The sequence below is a fragment of the Psychrobacter sp. NG27 genome, from assembly GCF_016106655.1.
GTDB lineage: Bacteria > Pseudomonadota > Gammaproteobacteria > Pseudomonadales > Moraxellaceae > Psychrobacter.
Genome location: NZ_JADGIN010000002.1, coordinates 476642 through 500313, shown reverse-complemented (window position 1 = coordinate 500313; position 23672 = coordinate 476642). Strand labels below are relative to the sequence as shown.

Annotated in this window: 17 protein-coding genes; 9 read left to right on the top strand and 8 right to left on the bottom strand. The window is 43.5% G+C overall.

Translation table 11 applies throughout. The features are described from left to right. Positions 1-121: 121 nt before the first annotated feature. Positions 122-919, bottom strand: coding sequence for an ABC transporter ATP-binding protein (locus IP485_RS05540; RefSeq protein ID WP_194363630.1), 798 nt, complete (start codon positions 917-919; stop codon positions 122-124). A 367-nt stretch (positions 920-1286) separates the two neighbouring features. Beyond that, a complete protein-coding gene (locus IP485_RS05535) occupies positions 1287-1592 on the bottom strand; it encodes a hypothetical protein (RefSeq protein WP_198326365.1) in 306 nt (101 codons plus the stop codon). Between the two features lie 456 nt (positions 1593-2048). On the opposite strand from IP485_RS05535, the gene IP485_RS05530 reads away from it, so the two are divergent. The 4 genes from IP485_RS05530 to gltS all read left to right on the top strand — a co-directional run bounded on the left by IP485_RS05530 (position 2049) and on the right by gltS (position 6018). Then, positions 2049-3350 (top strand): glutamate-5-semialdehyde dehydrogenase, encoded by a 1302-nt coding sequence (locus tag IP485_RS05530; RefSeq protein ID WP_198326364.1) that lies wholly within the window; start codon positions 2049-2051, stop codon positions 3348-3350. A gap of 113 nt (positions 3351-3463) precedes the next feature. Then, the gene (locus tag IP485_RS13865; RefSeq protein WP_198326363.1) at positions 3464-4219 is read left to right on the top strand and encodes a ribonuclease domain-containing protein; all 756 of its coding nucleotides are present in this window, start codon (positions 3464-3466) and stop codon (positions 4217-4219) included. A 16-nt stretch (positions 4220-4235) separates the two neighbouring features. Then, the gene (locus IP485_RS05520) at positions 4236-4625 is read left to right on the top strand and encodes a barstar family protein (RefSeq protein ID WP_198326362.1); all 390 of its coding nucleotides are present in this window, start codon (positions 4236-4238) and stop codon (positions 4623-4625) included. 118 nt (positions 4626-4743) lie between these two features. Further along, positions 4744-6018: a sodium/glutamate symporter gene (gene gltS / locus IP485_RS05515; RefSeq protein ID WP_198326361.1), complete on the top strand. Its 1275-nt coding sequence runs from the start codon at positions 4744-4746 to the stop codon at positions 6016-6018. 145 nt (positions 6019-6163) lie between these two features. On the opposite strand, the gene IP485_RS05510 is transcribed toward gltS, so the two are convergent. From IP485_RS05510 to IP485_RS05495, 4 genes are all read right to left on the bottom strand, one after another. Next, the gene (locus IP485_RS05510) at positions 6164-7702 is read right to left on the bottom strand and encodes an alanine/glycine:cation symporter family protein (RefSeq protein WP_198326360.1); all 1539 of its coding nucleotides are present in this window, start codon (positions 7700-7702) and stop codon (positions 6164-6166) included. A gap of 407 nt (positions 7703-8109) precedes the next feature. After that, complete coding sequence (glyA, locus tag IP485_RS05505; RefSeq protein ID WP_198326359.1) at positions 8110-9366, bottom strand: serine hydroxymethyltransferase; 1257 nt, start codon at positions 9364-9366, stop codon at positions 8110-8112. Between the two features lie 468 nt (positions 9367-9834). Continuing rightward, positions 9835-10338 (bottom strand): chorismate--pyruvate lyase family protein, encoded by a 504-nt coding sequence (locus IP485_RS05500; RefSeq protein WP_198326358.1) that lies wholly within the window; start codon positions 10336-10338, stop codon positions 9835-9837. A 64-nt stretch (positions 10339-10402) separates the two neighbouring features. Then, entirely contained in the window at positions 10403-11773 is a 1371-nt protein-coding gene (locus IP485_RS05495; protein ID WP_198326357.1) for a GNAT family N-acetyltransferase, read from the bottom strand. Between the two features lie 612 nt (positions 11774-12385). Between IP485_RS05495 and IP485_RS05490 the strand changes: the two genes are divergently transcribed. The 4 genes from IP485_RS05490 to IP485_RS05475 all read left to right on the top strand — a co-directional run bounded on the left by IP485_RS05490 (position 12386) and on the right by IP485_RS05475 (position 17492). After that, a complete protein-coding gene (locus IP485_RS05490; protein WP_198326356.1) occupies positions 12386-14605 on the top strand; it encodes an NADP-dependent isocitrate dehydrogenase in 2220 nt (739 codons plus the stop codon). 500 nt (positions 14606-15105) lie between these two features. Then, positions 15106-15732 carry a pseudouridine synthase gene (locus IP485_RS05485; RefSeq protein WP_198326355.1) on the top strand — a complete coding sequence of 209 codons (627 nt, stop codon included), beginning with the start codon at positions 15106-15108 and terminating at the stop codon, positions 15730-15732. A gap of 191 nt (positions 15733-15923) precedes the next feature. After that, positions 15924-16364 carry a hypothetical protein gene (locus tag IP485_RS05480; RefSeq protein ID WP_198326354.1) on the top strand — a complete coding sequence of 147 codons (441 nt, stop codon included), beginning with the start codon at positions 15924-15926 and terminating at the stop codon, positions 16362-16364. 288 nt (positions 16365-16652) lie between these two features. After that, positions 16653-17492, top strand: a complete 840-nt coding sequence (locus IP485_RS05475; protein WP_198326353.1) for a DUF305 domain-containing protein — start codon at positions 16653-16655, stop codon at positions 17490-17492. Positions 17493-17598: 106 nt separating this feature from the next. Here the strand turns inward: IP485_RS05475 and IP485_RS05470 are convergent, their stop codons facing one another. Then, complete coding sequence (locus IP485_RS05470) at positions 17599-19629, bottom strand: M61 family metallopeptidase (RefSeq protein ID WP_198326352.1); 2031 nt, start codon at positions 19627-19629, stop codon at positions 17599-17601. A 324-nt stretch (positions 19630-19953) separates the two neighbouring features. Here IP485_RS05470 and IP485_RS05465 point away from each other — a divergent pair, with 324 nt between their 5' ends. Further along, positions 19954-20439, top strand: a complete 486-nt coding sequence (locus IP485_RS05465; RefSeq protein ID WP_194363616.1) for an FKBP-type peptidyl-prolyl cis-trans isomerase — start codon at positions 19954-19956, stop codon at positions 20437-20439. 619 nt (positions 20440-21058) lie between these two features. Here the strand turns inward: IP485_RS05465 and IP485_RS05460 are convergent. Further along, a complete protein-coding gene (locus IP485_RS05460; protein WP_198326351.1) occupies positions 21059-23284 on the bottom strand; it encodes a carboxy terminal-processing peptidase in 2226 nt (741 codons plus the stop codon). Positions 23285-23672 lie beyond the last annotated feature (388 nt).

Below are 23672 nucleotides of genomic sequence, written 5' to 3'. Positions count from 1 at the left end.
GACTCAGCCGTTACTAAGTATTAGCAGATGCTGTATTTTGAATTTGGATTTGAGCTTGATAAGATCTTTATGGCGGCAAACGCTTTGCCACCATAAAGATTAAGGAATAACGAATGTCATATTAGGTCGGGCGATGTGATGCCATAAAGTCTTTGACACGTTCAGAGGTAGGATTGTCAAATACTTGCTCAGGCGTGCCGATCTCCTCAACCACCCCTTGATGTAAAAATACCACTTTGCTGGATACTTCACGGGCAAAGCGCATTTCATGGGTAACGATAAGCATCGTACGTCCTTCTTCTGCCAGCTCGCGCATGACAGCAAGCACTTCATTGACCAGTTCAGGATCTAGCGCAGACGTGGGCTCATCAAATAACAAGACTCGCGGCTGCATTGCTAATGCACGGGCAATCGCCACACGCTGGCGCTGACCACCAGATAGGTTGGCAGGATAAGCATCTTTTTTGTCAAGAAGACCCACTTTATCGAGTAGCTTTTCTGCATCGCTAATCGCTTGGGCTTTTTTAATCTTGAGAACCTGCGTCGGTCCTTCGATGATGTTTTGCAAAATAGTTTTGTGCGGCCACAAATTAAAGTTTTGAAAAACAAATCCCACGCGAGCACGCAAGCTCTCTAATTGTTTTACATCTACAGCCTGCAGTTCACCTGATTTATTAGGCTTTAGCATCAGCTCTTCATTGCCAATAAGGATGCGGCCCTGATTTGGGTTTTCGAGCAAGTTAATACAGCGCAGCAACGTCGATTTGCCTGAGCCAGATGAACCCAAAATAGAGATAACATCGCCATCATAGGCGGTGAGTGACACACCTTTTAGCACGTCTAATGAGCCATAGCTTTTATGGATGTCTTGTAAGTCTAGGGCGATAGGCCGAGTCGGAGTTTTTGCAGTATCAAGCATGGTTCAGCAGACTTCCAATAAATATGAGTGAATACACGAATAAAAATAAATAAGAGCCGTATATATAGTGTCAGTAGCACTATCGTGATAATGCGATGCCTGAGGCGGCAAAGAGAAAAATGCGGTATTGTCTCTTATTACACAGCAAAAAGGCAAATCTTGTGTTTAACCAGTCAGTTAGTCACTACTAGCTAATGATAGATATTTTATAAGCGACTATTATAAATAGTCGACCTAAAAAAGCCCAGAGTGCGTTTATCGCTCTGGGCTTTATTTTATCACTTTAGCGCACTAGACGTGGTTTTATCTGATGAGTCTAAGTCGACCATTTACGAGTAATTGCTGACATACCTAGTACTGACAGCAGTTAATAGGTCGAAACATGCTCTGAATCCCCTGTACCATCCATGACTTCTGCATCATCTGCTGTCGCCACTGCTACATCATCATTATTAGTAACGTCCATACCCTCATCATCAGCACTGGCCACAGCGACATCATCGGAGCTGGTCGCCGTTGCGTTTTCTTCAACGCTCGTTTGCGCATCGACAGTCGTGTCAGCCTCAGCCTCCATTGGTGTCTCGTCTTTTTTGCCACAGGCACTTAAGGTTAGCGCTGCTGCGACAAGGCCAACAGTTAGCCAGTTTTTGTAAGTCGTATTTTTAGTAGTCATGTCATTCTCCATTATTCGTCATAGGATGGTTCATTGCCATCTATTGATAGCGTCGCTTTATTAATGCCTACTATACTGACGATGTCCTACGGCTACCTTAGTAATTACAGCGCAGTTCTGTTGAAGGCACGTAAAAACCGTGTGCTTTGTTTATCGTGTCTATATCAAAAACCTCTCGCTCTACGCTCAAAGCTTGTGTCAACCTCCTAATTAAACTTGGCAAATTTGCTCATTAAGACTCACTAAACCGTCTCAAATAAATCTTTATAAACCTATGACAGGGCGGAATCTGTTCACAAAATCATCTTTACTATCGACTCAATCTGCTCTATGTTAAATAGCGTAATGCCTTATCGCTATTTAAGTAGGCATTAAAAACTGCTATTTTTGCTAAATTTTCGCCTTTTTAGGCGCTTTTATTTATATAAAATCCATATGACATAAGGAAAATAATTTATGAGTCAATCAAATACGACCGATATCGCCACCTATATGCAGTCTGTTGGTAAACAAGCTCGAGCCGCTTCTCGTGCACTTGCTGCTGCCAATACTGGCGATAAAAACGCTGCGCTCATGGCGATTCATGATGAGCTGGTCGATGCTAAGCAAGACATTCTAGCTGCCAACAAGATTGATATGGATAATGGTCAAAAAAACAATCTCGATAGTGCCCTACTTGATCGCTTGGAGCTAAACGAAGCGCGATTTAACGGTATGCTACAAGGTCTGAAAGATGTCGCAGGTCTCCCTGATCCAATCGGTGAAGTTACTGATATGACCTATCAGCCATCAGGTATTCATCTGGGCAAAATGCGTGTGCCACTTGGTGTGGTTGGTATGATTTATGAGTCGCGTCCTAACGTGACGTTAGAGGCCGCATCACTGGCGCTAAAATCAGGCAACGCGATTATCTTGCGCGGTGGTTCTGAAGCTTTTGAGTCCAACCAAGCGATTGCTAAGTGCATCATCAAAGGTCTCAGTCATACCGACCTCTCTGAGCATAGTGTACAAGTGCTACAGACGACCGATCGCGCCGCTGTTGGTGAGCTGATTACCATGACTGAATACGTCGATGTCATCGTGCCACGTGGCGGTAAAGGTCTGATTGCTCGTATCAGTAACGATGCAAAAGTCCCTGTGATCAAGCATCTAGACGGCAACTGTCATACCTTTATTGATAGCGATGCTGATCCTGAGATTGCGATCAAAGTCAGTGTCAATGCCAAGACTCATCGCTACGGTACGTGTAATACCATGGAGACCCTACTGGTCGATGAGGCAGTCGCTGATAAGCTATTGCCTAAGATTGCAGAAGCCATCATCGCTGCTGATGACGCAATGCAGCTGCGTCTTGATGACAAATCACAAGCTGTCTTAAATGACAATGCTGCGCTTAAAGGTCATCTATCCGCTGCTACGACTGAAGATTGGGATACCGAATATCTTGCGCCTATCCTAGCGGTAAAAGTCGTCTCAGGTATTGACGAAGCCATTGAGCATATCAATACGCACGGCAGCCATCATACCGATGTCATCATCACTGATAACTATACCAAGTCGCAACGCTTCATCCGTGAAGTGGATTCAGCCAGCGTGATGATTAACGCCTCTAGCCGCTTTGCAGATGGCTTTGAATACGGGCTTGGTGCTGAGATTGGTATCTCGACTGATAAAATCCATGCGCGCGGCCCTGTCGGACTCGAAGGTCTGACGTCGCAAAAGTGGATCGTCTATGGTCATGGCGAAACCCGTGCGTAGGTAATGCAAGAATGCTTTACTAACATGAGGATTAATGCTTAAGTTAAGCAACCAAGAACGTCAGCTACCGTGCTGGCGTTTTTTTAATGTCAATTACCTAGGATGGCACAATCATGCAGAGTGGCAAGATTAAACATTGGAATAAAGACAAAGGCTACGGCTTTATTGATGTAGACAACCAAAGCGAAGACGTGTTTTTTCATGTGAGTACAGTACGGTTGTCACAGCCTATAGAGGAGGGTCAGACCGTTTATTTCAATAGCAAACGCAATGAGAAAAACCAATTGCGAGCCACTGAAGTCACTTCTACTGACCTCAGTCTTCAAGACGATGTTAATCATGGTTTACCTAAGCCTATAACTAATAGTAGTAATGCACGGAACCAAAACACGAGAAATAACAGCAAGGTTCAACCACATAACAGTAGTCGACCTAAAAAAACCCCCCTATCTACCTTGATGAGTCTCATCGCGATTATCGCCGTCGCTTTTTATTTCTTTGATGATCTAAAATCAACCCTTTTTGCAGATGATGTCGCCCCAACCACCCTATCGCAAACCGCATCTGGCAACACAACCCAAGCAGCTTCTGGTTCTGCCATAACGGGTGATGCACAAATAGACCAAACCATCACCCTTATTCAGCAAGGCGGGCCGTTTCCTTATCCCAATAAAGACGGCACAACGTTTTATAATCGTGAAGGCAAGCTGCCTGTTCAGTCGCAAGGCTATTACCATGAATATACTGTACCCACTCCTGGTGTCTCACATCGCGGACCGCGCCGTATCGTCACAGGTGGATATCCGCCTGCCGTCTATTACTTAACTGTCGATCATTACGATAGTTTTCAAAAACTGCAGGTGCCCTAACATGGAACGAGCAGATATGAAAAAAGAAAATATTAATCAAGAAAGTAAGAACCGAGCCATCCACTACGTTAATCAAGACCACATTAACCAAAACGGTACAGCACTACATGCGGGCATTCCTCCTCAGGCTGTTACCATACCCGTGGGTGACACAGTGGATAAAACCATGCTACTGGCGAGTCTAGGCCACGCCTGTGATTTTCCCAGTTACTTTTCGCACAATTGGGACAGCGCATGGGACTGTCTGACAGATAGCGAGGTGGTGCACTTAACGCTTGATTTGACGGTGGTGAAGAGGATAAATACCGAAGACTTCAATGTTTTTAAGAGCCTCATCGAAGATGCCTATAGAGATTTCGGCAAACCAGAACTCTGGATTATTGTGCCACCTGAGGATGAAATCTAGTCTAACTGTCAAAAGATTCGTCACCGATCATTATTTGTCATCATAGAAACCTGAATTCGAGATAAAGCCATATTTATCCCGAATTCAGGTTAATTTATTTTATAGAAAGGATTAACGTATGGAGATTACTTTAAACGGTTATTACACCTTGATATTGGCCACATTAGTACTATTGCTTGGACGATTTTTGGTAAGGAAAGTCAAGTTTTTAGAGGACTTTAATATTCCAGAGCCTGTCGCTGGTGGATTGATTGCGGCAGTCATTGTGTATGCCCTTAATTTTATTTGGGGCTACAGCTTTAATTTTCATCAGGGCTTACAGACAGCCACCATGCTGATGTTCTTTGCCTCTATCGGTCTGAGCGCTGATTTTGGTCGACTAAAAGCAGGTGGTACTCCGTTATTGATTTTTACTATTGTGGTATCAGTATTTATTATCCTGCAAGACGTCGTTGGCGTGACAATGGCAAGTGCATTAGGACTTGATCCATTGCTAGGTCTGGTCACAGGCTCTATCGCGCTTACAGGCGGTCATGGCACCGCTGGCGCATGGGGTACTGTGCTAGAGCAAGAGTATGGCGTGGTAGGCGCGACGACATTAGGCATTGCTGTTGCGACCTATGGCTTGGTCGCAGGTGGTATCGTGGGTGGCCCTGTGGCACGTAGGCTGATCAATAAACTTGGCTTAAAGCCAACGCCTGCCAACCTCAATCCAAGTGATGTTGAAAAAGTAGCAGGCGCGCAGTCGCTATACAGCACCAAGCACAGTGAAAAAGAAGCCAGTGACAATCAAGAGATGTTTGAGAAACCAGACAACATCCGCCTCATTACGGCATCATCTACCATTGAAACCTTAGCGCTGTTTGCTGGTGCTCTAGCATTTGCTGATTTAATGACCATCGTTGCTGAAGGTACCTCATTTGAGCTACCTACCTTTGTATGGGCATTGGCTGGCGGTGTGATTCTTCGTAATTCATTAACCATGATATTCAACTTTGATATGTTTGACCGCGCCATTGATGTGATTGGCAATGCGTCATTGAGCCTGTTTTTGGCCATGGCATTGTTGTCGTTAAAGCTATGGGAATTGACAGATTTAGCAGGCCCTGTACTCATAATCTTACTGGTACAGACATTCGTTATGATTTTATACGTTTATTTCATTACCTTTAAGGTCATGGGCAAAAACTACGATGCTGCGGTACTATCAGCAGGTCATTGCGGTTTTGGTATGGGTGCAACACCAACTGCGATTGCCAATATGCAAGCAGTCACTGACCGTTATCTGCCCTCGCCTAAGGCATTTTTGATTGTACCTATGGTTGGTGCATTCTTCGTTGATATCGTCAATGCGACAGTCTTGCAGATATTTACGAAGTTGCCGTTTATGTAGGCTAATGCTGCCGTAGCGCAAAGCTTGGTTCAATGAAAAACAAAAAAAACGCCTAGCAAATGCCAGACATAGAAAAGCCCGCCAAGACTAATATTGGCGGGCTTTTTTAATTATCAAGTTATAATAAAGTGTTCAATCAAACCCATTATTTATACTTTTTAACTTCACCACTTTTCACACGAGCCACGAAAGAATTAACCTCTCTTTTCACAACTGGCATTAAGAAGTATAGACCGATGATGTTAAAGATAGCCATAGCGAACAGAGCCGCATCTGAGAAGTCGATAACGAAGCTAAACTGTACGATAGTACCGATAACAACGAAAATCAAGAAGATAAGTTTGTATATCATCTCGCCAGCTTTACCTTCACCGAACAGATAAGTCCAAGCTTTTAGACCATAGTATGACCATGAGATCATCGTTGAAAAGGCGAACAATAGTACCGCTACCGCTAAGAAGTACTGGAAAATTGGTGCTGTTTCCATGAAGGCGGCACGGGTTAGATCCACACCAGTGATCGCTTGCGTTTGCAAGTTTGCTGCGGTGTTCACCCCAGAGATAGTAATAACGAGCGCCGTCATAGTACAGATAACAACTGTATCAATGAAAGGCTCTAACAAAGCCACTAAACCTTCAGTAGCAGGCTCACTTGTTTTTACTGCGGAGTGAGCAATAGCGGCTGAACCAACACCCGCCTCGTTAGAGAAAGTCGCACGTTTTAACCCTTGAATCAACGCACCAATAAAACCACCAGCAACACCAGCACCTGTGAAGGCACCTGTGAAAATCTCTCCAAATGCGGCGCCGATATGATTAAAGTTAGCCGCCAGTACGATGACACTCATTGTGATATACAACAAAGCCATAAAAGGTACAACTTTTTCGGTCACTGCGGCAATGCTAGGCATACCACCAAGGATGACCGAACCAACCAAAAGAGCCAAACCAATACCAAAGAATATACTGTAATCCGTTGGAATGCTAAAAGTAGAGCTCATGACTGCAAAGGCTTGGTTACCCTGAAACATGTTACCAGCCCCAAAAGTGGCCAATATACACATAAGGGCAAAACCGACGGCTAATACCTTACCCAATCCACCCATGCCACGTTCAGCCATACCGCGGCTCAAGTAGTACATAGGGCCACCTGATACGACGCCAGATGGTAGTACCGTACGGTATTTAACACCTAACGTACACTCTACAAACTTGGTCGCCATACCGAACAGACCAACCATAATCATCCAAAAGGTAGCGCCAGGTCCACCAATAGCGAGTGCTGCACCGACACCTGCAATATTACCAAGACCAACCGTACCTGACAAAGCAGTGGCTAGTGCTTGAAAATGGCTAACCTCGCCTTCTTCTTTGACAGCAGGGTTTGGATCAGTATATTTGCCTCTGACAATATCCAAAGACAGTCCTATATGACGAAACTGAATAAAGCCAAAATAAAAGGTAAAGACTAAGGCGGCAACCAATAACCAACCTACAATTAGCGGAAAGCTTACGTCGCCAAGAGGTACTGAAAAGAAAATAAGATCGACAAACCAGCCAAATATATTGGCCATAAAGGCATCTAGGCCCGTACCAAATGCTGCTAGACCTCCTTGTTGTTCTGCTGCTTGCGCAAGAGTAGTGCTAAGTAATAGCATCGTTGCGACTAAAGATTGTTTTTTCATGTAAATCCCTTTAGTGAAAATAATATTTATATAATTATTCAATCAATTACAGCGATACTAATACAAAGTGTAATTATTTATTATAATTTGTATTAGTATTATTACTCGATGTTCAATGCCAACTATATACTAATACTTTTATATAAACAAAAACATTTACATATTTTTCTTAATTAAACATCAACTTAGCGCTTTGAAGCTGATAGCTAAACTCAACCAAGCTCACTATAATTATCGATAAATGTCGGTAATATTTTCAGTATAAATAACAAACCTAAATATAATTCAAAGGGCGAGATGACCACATCAACATAGGTTTGCGTCAAATGATCTACTATTGGTAAAGCGTAAGGACAAAAAAACCGCTAAGCAAAAGCTTAGCGGTTTTTTTATTACCATTCTAAAGTTTACTGATTTTTAGCATAGACTGGCAACTCTGCACAAATCGCTTCTACTTTAGCGCGTACTTCAGTAGCAACCGTTTCATCACCGCGGCTGTCTAGTACGTCACAGATCCAACCTGCCAACTCGCCCGCTTGTGCTTCGTTGAAGCCGCGAGTAGTAATCGCAGGCGTACCGATACGAATACCAGACGTTACGAACGGAGATTTTGGATCGTTTGGTACGGCGTTTTTGTTCACAGTGATGTGAGCGTCGCCAAGCCATTTGTCCGCTTCTTTACCCGTCATTTCTTGCTTAACGAGGCTGATCAGCATGAGATGGTTTTCAGTACCACCAGAGATAACTTCATAACCACGATCTTGAACGACTTTTGCCATGGCTTTAGCATTTTTAACCACTTGCTGCTGATAAGTAGAGAAGTTGGCTTCTAATGCTTCTTTAAAGCAAACGGCTTTTGCCGCGATGACATGCATCAACGGGCCACCTTGGTTACCCGGGAATACGGCAGAGTTTAGTTTCTTGGCCAGCACTTCATCACGTGCCAAGATCATACCTGAACGTGGGCCACGTAGGGTTTTGTGCGTAGTCGTTGTGACCACATCAGCGAAAGGTACTGGGTTTGGATAAACACCACCAGCAACTAGGCCTGCAACGTGAGCCATATCGACTAACAGGTAAGCGCCGACTTCGTCCGCGATGTCACGGAAACGCTGCCAATCGACTACTTGTGAGTATGCCGAAAAACCAGCAATAATCATTTTAGGCTTGTGCTCACGCGCTAGAGCGTCTACTTGGTCATAATCAATCAAGCCAGTGCCATCTACCAAACCGTACTGTACGGCATTGTAGTTCAGACCTGAGAAGTTGATGTGTGCGCCATGCGTCAAGTGACCACCAGCATCTAGGCTCATGCCCAATACCGTGTCATTTGCTTCTAGCAATGCTAAAAATACCGCAGAGTTTGCTTGGCTACCAGAATGCGGCTGAACGTTGACGTACTCAGCACCGAACAACTCTTTTGCACGGTCAATGGCCAATTGTTCAACGACATCCACATGCTCACAGCCACCGTAGTAACGCTTGCCAGGATAGCCTTCTGCGTACTTGTTAGTCAGGTCAGTGCCTTGCGCTTCCATCACTGCTTGTGAGCAGTAGTTTTCAGACGCGATCAATTCGATATGGTTTTCTTGACGAACGCTTTCTGCGGCCATCGCTTCAGCAAGTACTGGATCAAAATCTTTGATAGAAATATCTTTAAACATAGTGATGTCCTAAGTAGTGACTGTCATTGAAAAAATGTCATTGAAAAGAAGCTGATAGCCTGCCCACAATAAAACAACTACTGCGTCAACGTCGCTCGAGATATGTTTGATACCTCTGCACTCTGTTTTTCTACAATCTGTTGTCTTTCTACCATCTATTTTATGGTATGACCATTATTGTGAATAGCGTCTATTAGCAAAGAATAAAATAAGAGCAAACACAGGCGAATGGCCTGCTATTAACTTGACTGATTCGTCAATAAAACCGATATACATTTGCATCGATATCACTGCGAAAGATTAAGTGTAACATGAAAAATTGTGCTGCGAACGCAAAAAAACCTCACCTTAAGATGAGTGAATTAAATGGTCATATAACGCAGATAAATAGCCAATAAAATAAAGGATTTACCCATTGAGAATTTTCGCTTAACTGCCTTTTTATACTGAAAAAGGCATAAAAAAAAATTACAGCTCGTTAGATAAAAATGGAGGTAAGAACGTTTCACTGATCATTATCTTGCGCCCATACCAGTCATAACACGTTTGCCGTTGCCAACCCTCGGTGGTATGACCTATAAAACGCTGATTGGGTAATGTTCGACGGCGCTTAAATAGCACATAGCCAATCGGTGTGCCTTTGAGTTGCTGTAGACGACGCGCGCTTCCTTGCAAACTGGGCAGCGGGAACACACTTTGTGCTTGCACCCATGGCGCTTCATCACAGCCATATAGTTCTACTTCACGCACCCATGCCAGCATCGGACGACCCAGCATACTGCCTTGCAAGCCCAGTTGCTTTTTTTGTACTAAGCTCAGGCGTCGATAACCCTCAAAACTGCGTTTCACGCGCAGTGGCTGTCCTGCTCTCTCCTCTAATATCGCAGTGAGAGAGCCTTCAGCATTGAGCCAAGGCAGCAGTTCAGTCGGAGGTGACAGGTTGTTAAAGCAAGAGGGTTGAGTACTGGACATAGTTAACGGCTAATTATGAAGTATTAAATAAGAGGAGCTGGCACTAAATGTTCACATCAAAAGACTAATGATTCACATCAAAATTCGGCATATTATCCGCATTAAAAGGCAATGCCTCAAATGCCTGCTGTCGATACTGTGCCATATGCTCACGATCTCTGGCACAAAAATCACCAATCGCCGGTACAAAACGTGGATCATAGATGCGGTGCAACGAGTGTGTCGTCGTTGGAATAAAACCACGTACCAGTTTATGCTCGCCTTGCGTACCTGGATCAAAGGATTTAAGCCCTTGCTCAATAGCAAACTCAAGCCCTTGATAGTAGCACAGCTCAAAATGCAAGCTGTCGTACTCACCTAGCGCGCCCCAGTAACGACCATATAAGGTGGCATTATCATCGTCATCAGCCTTGTCACCATCAACATTGTGACTATCAGGTGTGTCATATAAGAACAGACTACTAGCGATAATCTCACCACTGGCATCGAGTGCCTGCGCGAGCATTATATGCGCAGACAGGCTCTCTGCCAATGCCATAAAAAAGTCTATCGTCAGATAAGGCTGCTGTCCGCGCACTGCATATGTCATTACATAACAGTGATAAAACGCTTTCCAATCAGCATCGGTAATATCCGATCCACACTTACGCTGGCAACTGATACCTTGCTCCACAACTTTACGGCGCTCAGCTCGAATGGTTTTGCGTTTTTTGGCTTTTAGGGTCATCAAAAATGCATCAAAATCAGCAAATGGCTGACTATCATTAAGTAAGTCTTTATTTTGCCATAAGAACTGACAGCCTTGACGCTCAAATATTGGCATCTCAATAGGCGCAGATTCTATGCCACGCTCTTGTGCAGCTATCGCCAGCGCTACATCAACTTCAGTCGGCATAGAGCTGGTCGCAGCAGATGCCAGCTCAGGCGTGACAAACAGTCCATGCCAGCTTGAGGCGCCTACTTGTTGAGCGATATCGTCGACACCTGCGATGGCAGTTTTGAGGATATCCTTATTTAAGGTTTCACCTTTTGCCAACCACAGACGTTGACCGGTAATTGGTGTATAGGGTACGCTAGTGACTAATCGCGGATAATAGTCCACGCCGTAGCGCGCGTAAGCTTCAGCCCATGCATGATCAAATACAAACTCACCGCGATGATGACCCTTTATAAATACGGGCATCACGGCCACAGGTTGCAATGCATTTTCTGCAGTGCTGTCTATTAAACTATCGGCGCTATTTTCACTATCAGCATAGTCAGCGACCCGGTGTACCAAAATAAATATCGGTAACCATCCCGCCTGCTCACCTATCGCACCGGTATCCGCCAACGCTTGCCAAAATTTGAATGACATAAAAGGCGTGTCTGGAGTCTGCCACTCAGCCTGACTCTGCCAACTGGTATCATTAATCAGCGCATACTCTAAACTCATACTTTTTGTCATTATTATAGTCGCTATATATTTATCGATAACCGATTGATGTGACCTAGCCTAGCAAATTTTTGATAGTTTGCTGTCACAATTTGCAAAAATTCATCTATATGCAATAAAAAACCACCTACTATAATATAGGTGGCTGTGTTTTATAATGATGCTTATATCCTATTCTCCATCTCATTATAAAAGCCAATGAAACGACAGTAGTTGTATGGAAAAGATGATATCGAAGCCGATGACTGTTAGAATAAGGTTGTTATTAGCTTAATATAATTAGAAACCATAGGATATAAGCTAAAACAGTATACTTAGTTCATGGTATACGATTGACATCCTATCGGATTTATCATGGATTGATTATAATATGCCTTCAATGACCCGTTTTAAGTCACTCTGATATAGAGTCTTGGCTTACCATTTTACAATGTCATTGTAATAAATATTAGAAAAACAAAATGTATTATCAGTCTCAATATCTCTCAAAAGATACATGTGATGTACTTGATATAAGCGTATCATTCATTACTGCATAGTATCATTGACCCATATTCGACACTATCTCTGAGCTTTATTATTCACTACAGCCTAAAGGAAGATTATACTAATATGTCAAAAATCATTTATACAAAAACTGACGAAGCCCCAGCGCTGGCGACTCTGTCGTTTTTACCGATTGTAGAAGCATTTACCAAAACTGCAGGCGTCGAAGTTGAAACCAGCGACATCTCTGTTGCTGCGCGTATCTTGGCAGAATTCCCTGAATACTTGACCGAAGAGCAACGTGTTCCGGACAACTTGGCTGAGCTTGGTCGTCTGACGCAAGACCCAAATACAAATATTATTAAACTGCCAAACATCAGTGCCTCTGTACAGCAGCTAAAAGCCGCTATCAAAGAGCTACAAAGCAAAGGCTTTGCGTTACCTGATTTTCCAGAAGATCCACAGACTGATGAAGAAAAAGAGCTCCGTAAGCGTTATGGCAAGAGCTTAGGCAGTTCAGTGAATCCAGTACTACGTGAAGGCAACTCAGATCGCCGTGCACCAAAAGCGGTGAAAAACTTTGCCCGTAAACACCCGCATTCAATGGGTGAATGGAAACAGTGGTCAAGCACGCACGTATCACACATGCATGGCGGCGACTTCTATGATGGCGAGCAGTCTATCACGTTAGACAAAGCCCGTACCGTACGTATGGATTTGTTGCTAGATGATGGTACCCAAAAAGTATTAAAACCTAAAATTGCCTTGCTAGATAAAGAAGTCATCGATCTGATGGTGATGAGCAAACAGGCATTGCTAGAGTTTTATGAGACTGAGATGGAAGATTGCCGAGAAGCTGGTATCTTGTTCTCACTACACGTAAAAGCCACCATGATGAAGGTATCACACCCTATCGTGTTTGGTCACGCCGTTCGTATCTATTACAAAGAAGCCTTTGAAAAACATGGCGCTACGTTTGACGAATTGGGCATCAACGTCAATAACGGTATGGCTGACTTGTACGACAAAGTTGCAACTTTACCAGCCTCAAAGCGTGAAGAGATTGAGCGCGACTTGCATGCGTGTCAAGAGCATCGCCCACGTCTGGCCATGGTTGACTCATCTAAAGGTATTACCAACTTCCATTCGCCAAGCGACATTATCGTCGATGCGTCTATGCCTGCTATGATTCGTAATGGCGGTAAAATGTGGGGTGCTGACGGCAAACTATATGATTGTAAAGCGGTCATGCCAGAGTCTACCTTTGCTCGTATTTACCAAGAAATGATCAATTTCTGTAAATGGCATGGTAACTTTGATCCAAAGACAATGGGTACCGTTCCTAACGTTGGCCTAATGGCTCAAAAAGCTGAAGAGTATGGTTCACACGACAAAACGTTTGAATCTAGCAATGCTGGTATTGCCCGTATTGTCGATGTTGATACTGATGAAGTATTACTCGAAAAACGTGTTGAAAAAGGTGATATCTGGCGCATGTGTCAGGTTAAAGACGAGCCGATCCAAGATTGGGTGAAACTTGCTGTACGCCGTGCTCGTGAATCAGATACGCCTGTGATCTTCTGGTTAGACCCATACCGTCCACATGAGAACGAGCTGATCAAAAAGGTTAAACTGTATCTAAAAGATCATGATACCGAAGGCTTACGTATCGAAATCATGTCTCAGGTTCGCGCTATGCGTTATACCCTAGAGCGTGTCGCTCGTGGCCTTGATACTATCTCTGCGACTGGTAACATCTTGCGTGATTACCTCACTGACTTGTTCCCTATCTTAGAGCTAGGCACCAGTGCCAAGATGCTATCGGTTGTACCACTCATGAAAGGTGGCGGTTTGTTTGAAACTGGTGCGGGCGGTTCTGCACCAAAGCACGTTGAGCAGCTTATCGAAGAGAATCACTTGCGTTGGGATTCACTCGGTGAATTCTTGGCCTTGACCGTATCTTTGGAGCATTTGGCCGAGAACGATAAAAATGCCAAAGCCAAAGTGCTGGCCGATACGTTAGACAAAGCCACTGAAACACTGCTGTTGAATAATAAATCACCATCACGTAAAACCGGTGAAATTGACAACCGTGGCAGTCACTTCTACCTAGCCATGTACTGGGCTGAAGCGCTAGCGGCGCAAGACGAAGATGCAGATCTAAAAGCCAAATTCAAAGCGCTTGCACAAACGCTGCAAGACAACGAAGCTGCTATCATGAAACAGTTCAATGATGCTCAAGGCAAATCAGTCGATATCAAAGGCTATTACTTAGCTGATGAAAAAATCGCTGAGCAAGTCATGCGTCCAAGCGTGCTATTTAACGAAGCATTGGCATCGTTGTAGTTTGTTTGGATAGCTTGCTGATATGATTACATTTGATCGTCTGCTTGTTTTTACTTCAAGGCGATCAAATTAGTTCAAAGCAAAGAAAACACCTCAATAGTCTTAGGACGTTGAGGTGTTTTTTATGGCGCGCATATTTTATAACTTTCATAAATATATCGTCGTTTTGGAGAAAATCATCATTGGCTTATTGATCTTAATATGATTATAAATAGCATTTTTAGCCACTTACTTTGAATGACTTTTATCCCATAACACGTTACTAGCTATATCTCTATATGCTCAATCACTAATGATACCATCAGCCACTTTCATCTAACCCTTATCCTATAGCCTCATATTAGAAGAAATTATGAGCGACCTGCGAATCGCCAAAAAACACTTTATAATAGCTTGGCATCTTAACCCAAAAAGTTTTAAAGATTTGAGCATGCTATCATTCAGATAAACCTCATATAACCTATGAAACTGATTTATTCATATTTAGGACATTTCCGCTTATGCCGACCTCTAGTCTCGTCTTATTTAACAAGCCTTATGGCGTGCAAAGCCAGTTCCGAGATGACAGTAATAATGATCACACTACGCTATCGGAGTATTTTACAGATAAGTCATTGCGAGTGGCAGGTAGACTCGATGCCACATCAGAGGGCTTATTGATGTTGACCAATGATGGACGAGTCAACAAAGCCATTACTCAGCCGCCCTCTGCTGCTGGTTTTGCGAGAAACAAGCGCAAACAAGCAAAGACTTACTTAGCACAAGTGGAAGGAGTAGTAACGGCGGCGCAGCTGAAGGAACTTGCCACTGGTGTTGCCCTAAAAGATGGTAAGACATTGCCTGCGACTGCCGTCGTGGTAGAGGAAGCTGATTTGCCTGTGGACTTATGGCAGCGCGAACCGCCTATTCGTGAGCGCAAAAATATACCAACCTCGTGGCTTATGCTGACGATTTATGAAGGCAAAAACCGTCAAGTCAGGCGTATGACCGCTCATGTTGGTCTGCCTTGTCTTCGTCTGATACGCTGGTCAGTGGCAGGGTTTGAATTGGGCGATTTGGCCGTTGGTGAGTCTATACACATTGAACTCAATAGCGAGCACTATCAGCAGTTGGGTATTAGCCATTAGTTTGCTAAAAATGATGTTAAGAATCAAAAAATATGGAGGAAGAAACTAATGAATATATATTGTTCTTTTGCAATTATGTTTTTAGCATTAAATCTCTTGCAAAAGTATTAGTTCACTAACGGATTTACTAGGGCTAGCAATGACTTATACAAGCGGTCTATTATAACGTAGAATGAAAATAGGAGTCTCGTTTGGATAAAGAGATAGAGAAAGAAATATACCAAATTCGAAAAATCCTAGTGAATTTTAAGAAATCCGACTTTCATTATATGACCAGCTTTTATCATTCATCAGGCTTTCCTAGAGGTTGTTGTGGGGATGCTACGGATTTAATTGGGCTATATCTGTTGGAATTTCATGGGATAGAAAGTGAGTATATATGTGGTGAGGGCCTTATTAATAACTTATATCAATCTCATGCATGGTTACTATGCCAAGGCTACATAATCGATATAACAGCAGACCAGTTTAATGATATTGGCTATAAGTTGCCAGATGTCTTAATTCAAGTTCAAAGTGATTTTCATGACAGCTTTGATACAAAAACTACTCACCCTACTAGCATCGAAGGCTTACAAGACACTAATATTCCAAACGTACTATCAAAAGTTGTTTCATTAATGCAAGCGTAATAATTTTCTTTCGACGAACTGTATAATATGCCACTACCTCACACTAACTATTCTCTAAAGAGGCAGATGGTTAACTAAAACAGGAATGCTAGCGTCTGACACGTCACATTTTTTCTGTACGCAGCTTCCACGATAAATAAATGCTCTTTACGACTTTTTAAACATCGTGTCTCGAATGAGTAAGGTTTATCTGCTAAGATTCAGCACGTCATTGGTTATGTACAGTCATCAGTTATTACCATGGGTTTGGTCCAGTTATCGTTTGGTTTTTTATAATAGGGATATGTCATGATTGCTTCTCATCGTTTGGTATTATTGGCCACTAGCATCTCTGCGGCGCTTATATTGAGTGCGTGTCAGCCAATGACAGAGAGCAATCAATCAGCACCTGTAGAAGAGGCCACGACGCCTGTCACTGATATGTCTCATAGCGAGCATGATAGTACAGATGCTGATACGCTCACAGACAGTGGCAATGTCGCTGATGAATCTAAAACGTCTGACATACTCAGAGACTACACCAAATCGATGAGCCAGATGCACGATGAGATGATGGTTGGCATGAATTATAACGACCCTGACACAGCGTTTGCTAAAGGCATGCTAGGGCATCATCGCGGTGCAGTAGATATGGCAAAAATCGAGCTAAAATACGGTACTGATGATGCCATGCGCCAACTTGCCCAAGACATTATCATAGCGCAGCAAGCTGAAATTGATGTTTTGAATAAATGGCTAGCCAGCCACCCTGACTCTGCCAAACCCAAACCCAATACTGAGGCAATGCAGCAGGCCTATGCCAAAGGCATGAGTGACATGCATGGTGAGATGACATTGGGTATTGCTGATCCTGCTGCTGATATGGCGTTTGCGCGCGGTATGTTGCCGCATCATATTGCTGCTGTAAATATGGCAACAACTCAGCTCATATACGGAACCGACGAAGAAATGCGCGTATTGGCACAAAATGTCATCGATACTCAGCAGACTGAGATTGATTTGATGAAAAATTGGATCGCCACACATCAGAAGATGGATAATACTAAACACACAGCAGTTCCAGATAGTGATGTTAAAAATGACAATGCTAAAAATGACGATGTAAAGATTGACGCTACTGCAAAGTAAAACCTGATTGCCATGATTGGAACCTCTAAAAACAAAACCCCTTAACAAGCTTTATGGCCTGTTAAGGGGTTTTTTTAATGATATTTTTTATCTTAGACGATGGCCTTTATGATAGTGGACGCGTCATCACATTGAGCCACGTCTCCCACCCTGCCTGTCCTTGTAGACCATCTTCTTTATTCTCTACTCCTTTATCGGCTTTTGCCAAACGTAGACTGACTTTATAAGGAGATGAGTCATCATGACTGTGCTCTCGCCCCATATGGTCTTGGCGTTTTTCCTCGGTGATTGTGCTCGGCTGTACCTGCACACGCATTAGCTCATCACGGCGAAACAAGTGACAATCAACCGCTCGTTTTGTATGACTCAGTGCCGCTAACTGTTTGGTATCGGCTTTTATACCATCAATCGCAATAATGACATCATGCGCTGAAATACCCGCTCTGGCAGCCACACTATTACGCATCACCCGGTTGATTTTGAGTCCAGCAGGGGTATCATTACAGCGCATCCCCCATGGTGTATGCTTATTGGCTGTCTCTTTTGTACTTGACTGGATTTTGACACCGTTTGCGATCAGTAGTGATTCAATAGGCAGCTCTTCAATGCCATTGACATAACGGTGTTCAAAATCCTCCCACTCTGCCACTGGCATAAACTGCCCAATCACGGCGCCCATATCAGTGCTATTTATACCTATGCGCTTGCTGTCATTTTGTTTGGCCTTATCATAAAAAGCTTTGACCACATCAAATAAACGATAGCGACCACTAGTATTTTTTAGCAAAATCAAATCCAGACAAAGGGCTACTAGCGCGCCTTTATTGTAATAGCTGATACCCGCATTACCGGTATTTTCATCGGTACGGTACAGCTTAATCCAAGCATCGAAGCTGGACTCTGCAACGCTTTGATACGCACGCCCCGGTGTTTGATAGTAGCGATTGATTTGCTCAGCCAACAGTTTTAGATAGCTTGGCTTATCAATCACGCTAGATGCTTGCAGCATAAAATCATCGATATAAGAGGTAAAGCCTTCAAACACCCACAGCAACGGTGTAAATGCCTCACGGCGCAAATCAACATCGATCATGACATCTGGGCGGACTGTTTTGACCCACCATGAGTGAAAGTATTCATGACTACACAGACCCAAAAATCGCTGATAGTCTGGGCTCGGTATTTTTGGTTCATCAGCATTTGGTAAGTCGCGGCGCGGCGTAATCAGACTGGTCGAGTTGATATGCTCAAGACCACCATAATCCTGACCGCTGGCAAACGTCATAAAAGTATAATCATCAAATGGGGCATCACCCAACCAGTTCAGGTAAGTCTGACAAATTTTAGTCACATCTTGCTGTAGTCTGCCCATGTTAGCGCTATGCTTACCTGACAGATAAAAGTGGTGTTGCAGTTTTTGATGCTCATTATCCTTGACAATAAAATCAAATTTTTGCTGCTCTGCGATTTCAAAAGGATAATCGATCAGCTCATGATAACTGTCTGCTTGTAATTCATAACGTTGCTGGCTACCCATCTGCTGCTCGTTCACGAGCTTGCTATCAAAATGCATGTGAGTAGAGGCTAAGCCGCAAGCTAGCAGTACATTACTGGCCTCTTTGTCTGCCATAAATGCGTCTGGCACAATCAAGCTAACCCCTACTGGTGAGTGCTCTTGACCATCGATGGCCAATGCCAATGAGGTAAAGTTGCCATATAGACGCTGCTGATCTACATAGGCGGTACGTACCGACAGGTCATAACAGTAGACCTCGTACTCCACGACCACCGTTTGCCCTGCACTGACCGCAGGCAGCTGCCACGTATGCTTATCCAGTTTTTGCGCGCGATAAATGTCAGATTGTTTGTTTTCATCTGTGATTCGATAATGGACCGCTGTGATATTTCGGGCAAACTCGCGCATCAAATAACTGCCCGGTATCCATGCTGGCAACCAAAGCTGCGGCGCGTCAGTGGTCGCCATAAAACTCAGTGACACATCAACCAAATGCTCAACAAATCGGGCAAAATCGAATTGGTAATAGATATGGCTCATCGTATTGATGCGTGCGTCATCGCGGCTGATTGATACATCGCTCGTTGACTGATGATCGGTCGTTTTATCAAATGAAGTCATCGTCTTTCTCATCCTTATTTTTATCGTTATGGTAAAAGTGGTTTCTTAGAAACGCAACTTATGAACCCTAAATAGCCAGTAGCTATCAACTGACTATAGAAAATAGCAGCTATTATTGTAAATTGTCGCATTAATTAGATTTTTTTATGTTTTTTGCCTTGAAAGTTATGTGAGCCATCTCAATTAAAGATGCTAACTGCTACAGTTACTTTAATAAACTGATGATAATTGACTAATGATATGGCTATTTGGCTTGCTGATTGGCTTTTTTAGGTTTATTGCAACCACATTTAATTTTTTACATCGATATATTTAGGATATTTTATGACTACTATCGCAAAAGACACTGCCGTCAAATTCAATTACACGCTAAAAGACGACGAAGGCAATGTACTTGACCAGTCACCAGAAGGTCAGCCACTAGCGTACCTACATGGTCACAGCAACATCATCCCAGGTCTAGAGTCACAACTAGAAGGCAAATCTGCTGGCGAAAGAGTGAATGCCGTTGTTGAGCCTGCTGATGGCTACGGCGAATACCAAGAGCAAGCAGTACAACATGTACCACGTGATAACTTCCAAGGCGTTGAAGACATCCAGCCTGGTATGCAGTTTCAGTCAGAAGCTGGTGGCCAAGTAATGTTGGTAACTGTTACTGATGTAAACGATCAAGAAGTCACTGTTGATGCAAACCATCCGTTGGCTGGTAAGCGTTTGACTTTTGACGTTGAAATCCAAGAAGTACGTGCAGCAACTGAAGACGAATTAAACCACGGCCATGTACATGGTGCAGGTGGCGTTGAGCACTAATCTCTTTTTAGAGTATAGTGAAATGATTGGGTGATGGATGACGATTGATTCCGTTATTTGATCAAAGGCTCAGTAGAGATATCTACTGAGCCTTTTTTATGCGCTTTAATAGCGGATTGCTTTTCTTTATGGATGATTATAAGTGGTTATGGATGGATTCAAATATGGATATAGCAAACAAGTAGCTAATCATCAATTAATCATTGAGAATTTGACTAGCTATCATTAGTGGTTGGTCGTTAGCGGTAGGTCATTCATTTGATGAGAGCAATGCTGTCAGTTCATGTTTAACAAATTACGAGAGCTTATCCTAATACCCAAACGTAACAAAGCCGCATAACGACAAGCGTCATGCGGCTTTTATTACTAACCATCCATGTTAACGTTACGTGATACCTAATCCCGGGGTATCTCATAACTGACAGGCATCCAGCCTTATTATCCTTAATCAGCAAACCACTTATCCCTAGTGCGACCCGTACGATACCAATCCCTAGTATCAATGAACCGTTTCGTTCAATCGTGCCGTACAGTTATAATCGCAGATTGATGCATTGTTAGTAAGAGGTGTTAACGTCAATCCATGTAAGCATATGCTTACATGGATTATAGGGCGCTCTTATGATCCGCTTTGTGCCAGCTTTTCTTCAGGACTAACTGGTCTTAGAGGGTCAGCGCTCAGCATGATATAAGCGGCTTCAGTAATGAATGCTTCGTCTTCTGGTAACTCTGGACGCTCAGACTCTTTCATACGACTGCGCTCTTCAAACTTGGCATCCATCGCAGCTTGATAAGTGTTCCAATTAGAGTATGGGCGCTCTCCGGTCGCTATCAGGCGTTTGTTCTCAGCTTCTAATGAGCGCTTTTCAATCAGCTGCATCTTAGCACGGCGACTATTGATATCTAAGGGAACTGGTTTTTTCTCATCGTCCATATTACGTATGTCGTTGAGCGTCGATAAATACGTAAACTGCGGGCTCTTTTCTTGACGGATTTTAGATTGCTGATTGAGTGTCGCCAAGGTGTCACTGGTGAACTTGCCTTCAGGCTTATAAGGCGAGGTTTTAATAGTGTCCCAAGGTAACGCATTTTTCTGAGCGCGCTCACCAAAGGTGGCGTCATCGTAGATATTGACCAGCTCGACATCGGGGACAACGCCTTTATTTTGCGTGCTACCACCAGTGATACGATAAAACTTGCGCTGAGTCAACGTAGCAGAACCCAAAGCCAGACTATCGAGCTGGATTTGGGCAGAGCCTTTACCTGTTGTGGTGCTACCAACGACCAGCCCTCTACCATAATCTTGGATAGCAGCAGCAAAGATTTCACTGGCTGAGGCAGAGGCCAAGTTTGTGATGACAGTCACCTTGCCATTATAGAGCTGCTCACCGCCGTCATTGTCGCGATAGACTTGGATATTGCCTCGATTGTCACGAATTTGTACCAATGGGCCACTCTTAATAAAGAAGCCCAGCATTTTGGCAACCTCATCTAGCGAGCCACCTGGGTTATTGCGTAGATCAACCACCAAGCCATCAATGTTCTTTTTGTTCAACTCTTTTAGGGCTTTTTCGGTATCGATACTGACACTACGGTAGTCTTCACCATTGCGGCGGGCACGGTAGTTCAAGTAAAAGCTGGGTATCTCTAATACACCGATACGCTTCGGTGTTTTATCGATATTGGGGCGTTGTACTTCTACGACGCGCTGGGTCACCCCTGACTCTTCTTGTTGAATAATGTCACGCACCACGGTGACCGTACGAGCACTGGCATCCGGTGTATTTGGCTGACGCAATTTTAGCGTCACCGAAGTACCGCGTTTGCCACGAATCAAGCTGACAATCTCACGCGTAGACCAACCCACCACATCGGTCATAGTCTCACCGTCTTTGGCGATACCCACAATCAAATCATTCGGTTTGATTTGACCAGATTTGGCCGCTGGGCCGCCATCTACCAAGGTCACAATACGAGTATAGTCTGGATTTTTACGATCAGGACGAATAGAGACACCAATGCCTTCAAGCTGTAGGCTAGATTGAATCTGCAGTTCTGTCGCTTGAATCGGTGCATAGTAGTTACTATGCGGATCATAAGTCAGCATGGCCGTGTTTAGGACTGTCTCCATGACTTCGTCATCTGTGAGACGCTTAAACTGCTCTTGCTGGCGGGACAAACGATTTTGCAAAATCTCACTTGGCGTACGCTCATCATTGCGGACCAAATCCTGCCCACGCGTAATATCTGGATTACTTAAAAAAACTTTTTCTTTGGCTTTTTCGTCTTCTTGACCCAGCGTGATACTGATCAGTTGGAACTTCAACTGACGCGCCCAGTAGTCACGTTGCTCTTTTTTGGTCTTAAAATGATTGAGCTTTTCGCGATCAAGGATGATGCTCTCATCGCCCGTCAATTTAATATCTGTTTTGAGCATCTTGGTTGCCATCGCAAAGTACTCATTTGAGCGTTTGCGATAACGGTTAAATACCTCTACCCCTGCAGACAAATCACCTTGTTTGAGACGGGCGCCAAAGTCATCGGCGTATTTTTTCTTAAGCTCGTCCACATCTGACTGCAAAAACAACGTATGGTTTGGATCCAGACTGTCGATATACATGGAAAGTATTTCACTGCCAGTTTTACTGTCTAGTGATTGATTGAGATAATGACTACGATCCAACAAAGCAGCAACTTGGCGCGTGGTGACTTTTTGTTCTGGCGTCTGTATAAATTCCCCAGTATTGGTTTCTGCTACCGCTGTACCATAACTCTGGGTCAGTATAATACCAGCGATGCCTACGGATGCTGCGCTGAGTAACCACTGTGCTGGTTGTTTTTTCATCATATATACCTAGTTAATTAAAATGGATTGTATTATTGGTTTTATTTAGATTAAAGATGGCTACGTTCACGATTGTCCAAAAGTGCTGTCTGCTTCTTATTCATGCTTAGCGGTCATAGTGCTTTATTTCATGATCTCTGAGCGTTCAATTACTATTATTAGATGCTGATATATAGTCAAAAATCAATCAATACTAGCATGCTCATAAACGTCGAACTGTCTCAAACTGTATAAGCAATATTACACGCTACGCCTGCACATACCAAACTTTCTATTACTTTTATTACATAAGAGACATAGGTGTTCTGGACATGGATTTGATAACGTTCATCCATTTTAAAATAGAGATGGTAATACTCACAGAGCCACTGGTATAAACGTACGTGAT

Bases quoted from the DNA above. Each gene is read 5' to 3' on its own strand.
- IP485_RS05520 (WP_198326362.1), top strand. From the start codon at position 4,236: ATGAAAAAAGAAAATATTAATCAAGAAAGTAAGAACCGAGCCATCCAC.
- glyA (WP_198326359.1), bottom strand. From the start codon at position 9,366: ATGTTTAAAGATATTTCTATCAAAGATTTTGATCCAGTACTTGCTGAA.
- IP485_RS05535 (WP_198326365.1), bottom strand. From the start codon at position 1,592: ATGACTACTAAAAATACGACTTACAAAAACTGGCTAACTGTTGGCCTT.
- IP485_RS05485 (WP_198326355.1), top strand. From the start codon at position 15,106: ATGCCGACCTCTAGTCTCGTCTTATTTAACAAGCCTTATGGCGTGCAA.
- IP485_RS05465 (WP_194363616.1), top strand. From the start codon at position 19,954: ATGACTACTATCGCAAAAGACACTGCCGTCAAATTCAATTACACGCTA.
- IP485_RS05495 (WP_198326357.1), bottom strand. From the start codon at position 11,773: ATGAGTTTAGAGTATGCGCTGATTAATGATACCAGTTGGCAGAGTCAG.
- IP485_RS05470 (WP_198326352.1), bottom strand. From the start codon at position 19,629: ATGACTTCATTTGATAAAACGACCGATCATCAGTCAACGAGCGATGTA.
- IP485_RS05500 (WP_198326358.1), bottom strand. From the start codon at position 10,338: ATGTCCAGTACTCAACCCTCTTGCTTTAACAACCTGTCACCTCCGACT.
- IP485_RS05475 (WP_198326353.1), top strand. From the start codon at position 16,653: ATGATTGCTTCTCATCGTTTGGTATTATTGGCCACTAGCATCTCTGCG.
- IP485_RS05530 (WP_198326364.1), top strand. From the start codon at position 2,049: ATGAGTCAATCAAATACGACCGATATCGCCACCTATATGCAGTCTGTT.
- IP485_RS05490 (WP_198326356.1), top strand. From the start codon at position 12,386: ATGTCAAAAATCATTTATACAAAAACTGACGAAGCCCCAGCGCTGGCG.
- gltS (WP_198326361.1), top strand. From the start codon at position 4,744: ATGGAGATTACTTTAAACGGTTATTACACCTTGATATTGGCCACATTA.
- IP485_RS05460 (WP_198326351.1), bottom strand. From the start codon at position 23,284: ATGAAAAAACAACCAGCACAGTGGTTACTCAGCGCAGCATCCGTAGGC.
- IP485_RS05540 (WP_194363630.1), bottom strand. From the start codon at position 919: ATGCTTGATACTGCAAAAACTCCGACTCGGCCTATCGCCCTAGACTTA.
- IP485_RS13865 (WP_198326363.1), top strand. From the start codon at position 3,464: ATGCAGAGTGGCAAGATTAAACATTGGAATAAAGACAAAGGCTACGGC.
- IP485_RS05510 (WP_198326360.1), bottom strand. From the start codon at position 7,702: ATGAAAAAACAATCTTTAGTCGCAACGATGCTATTACTTAGCACTACT.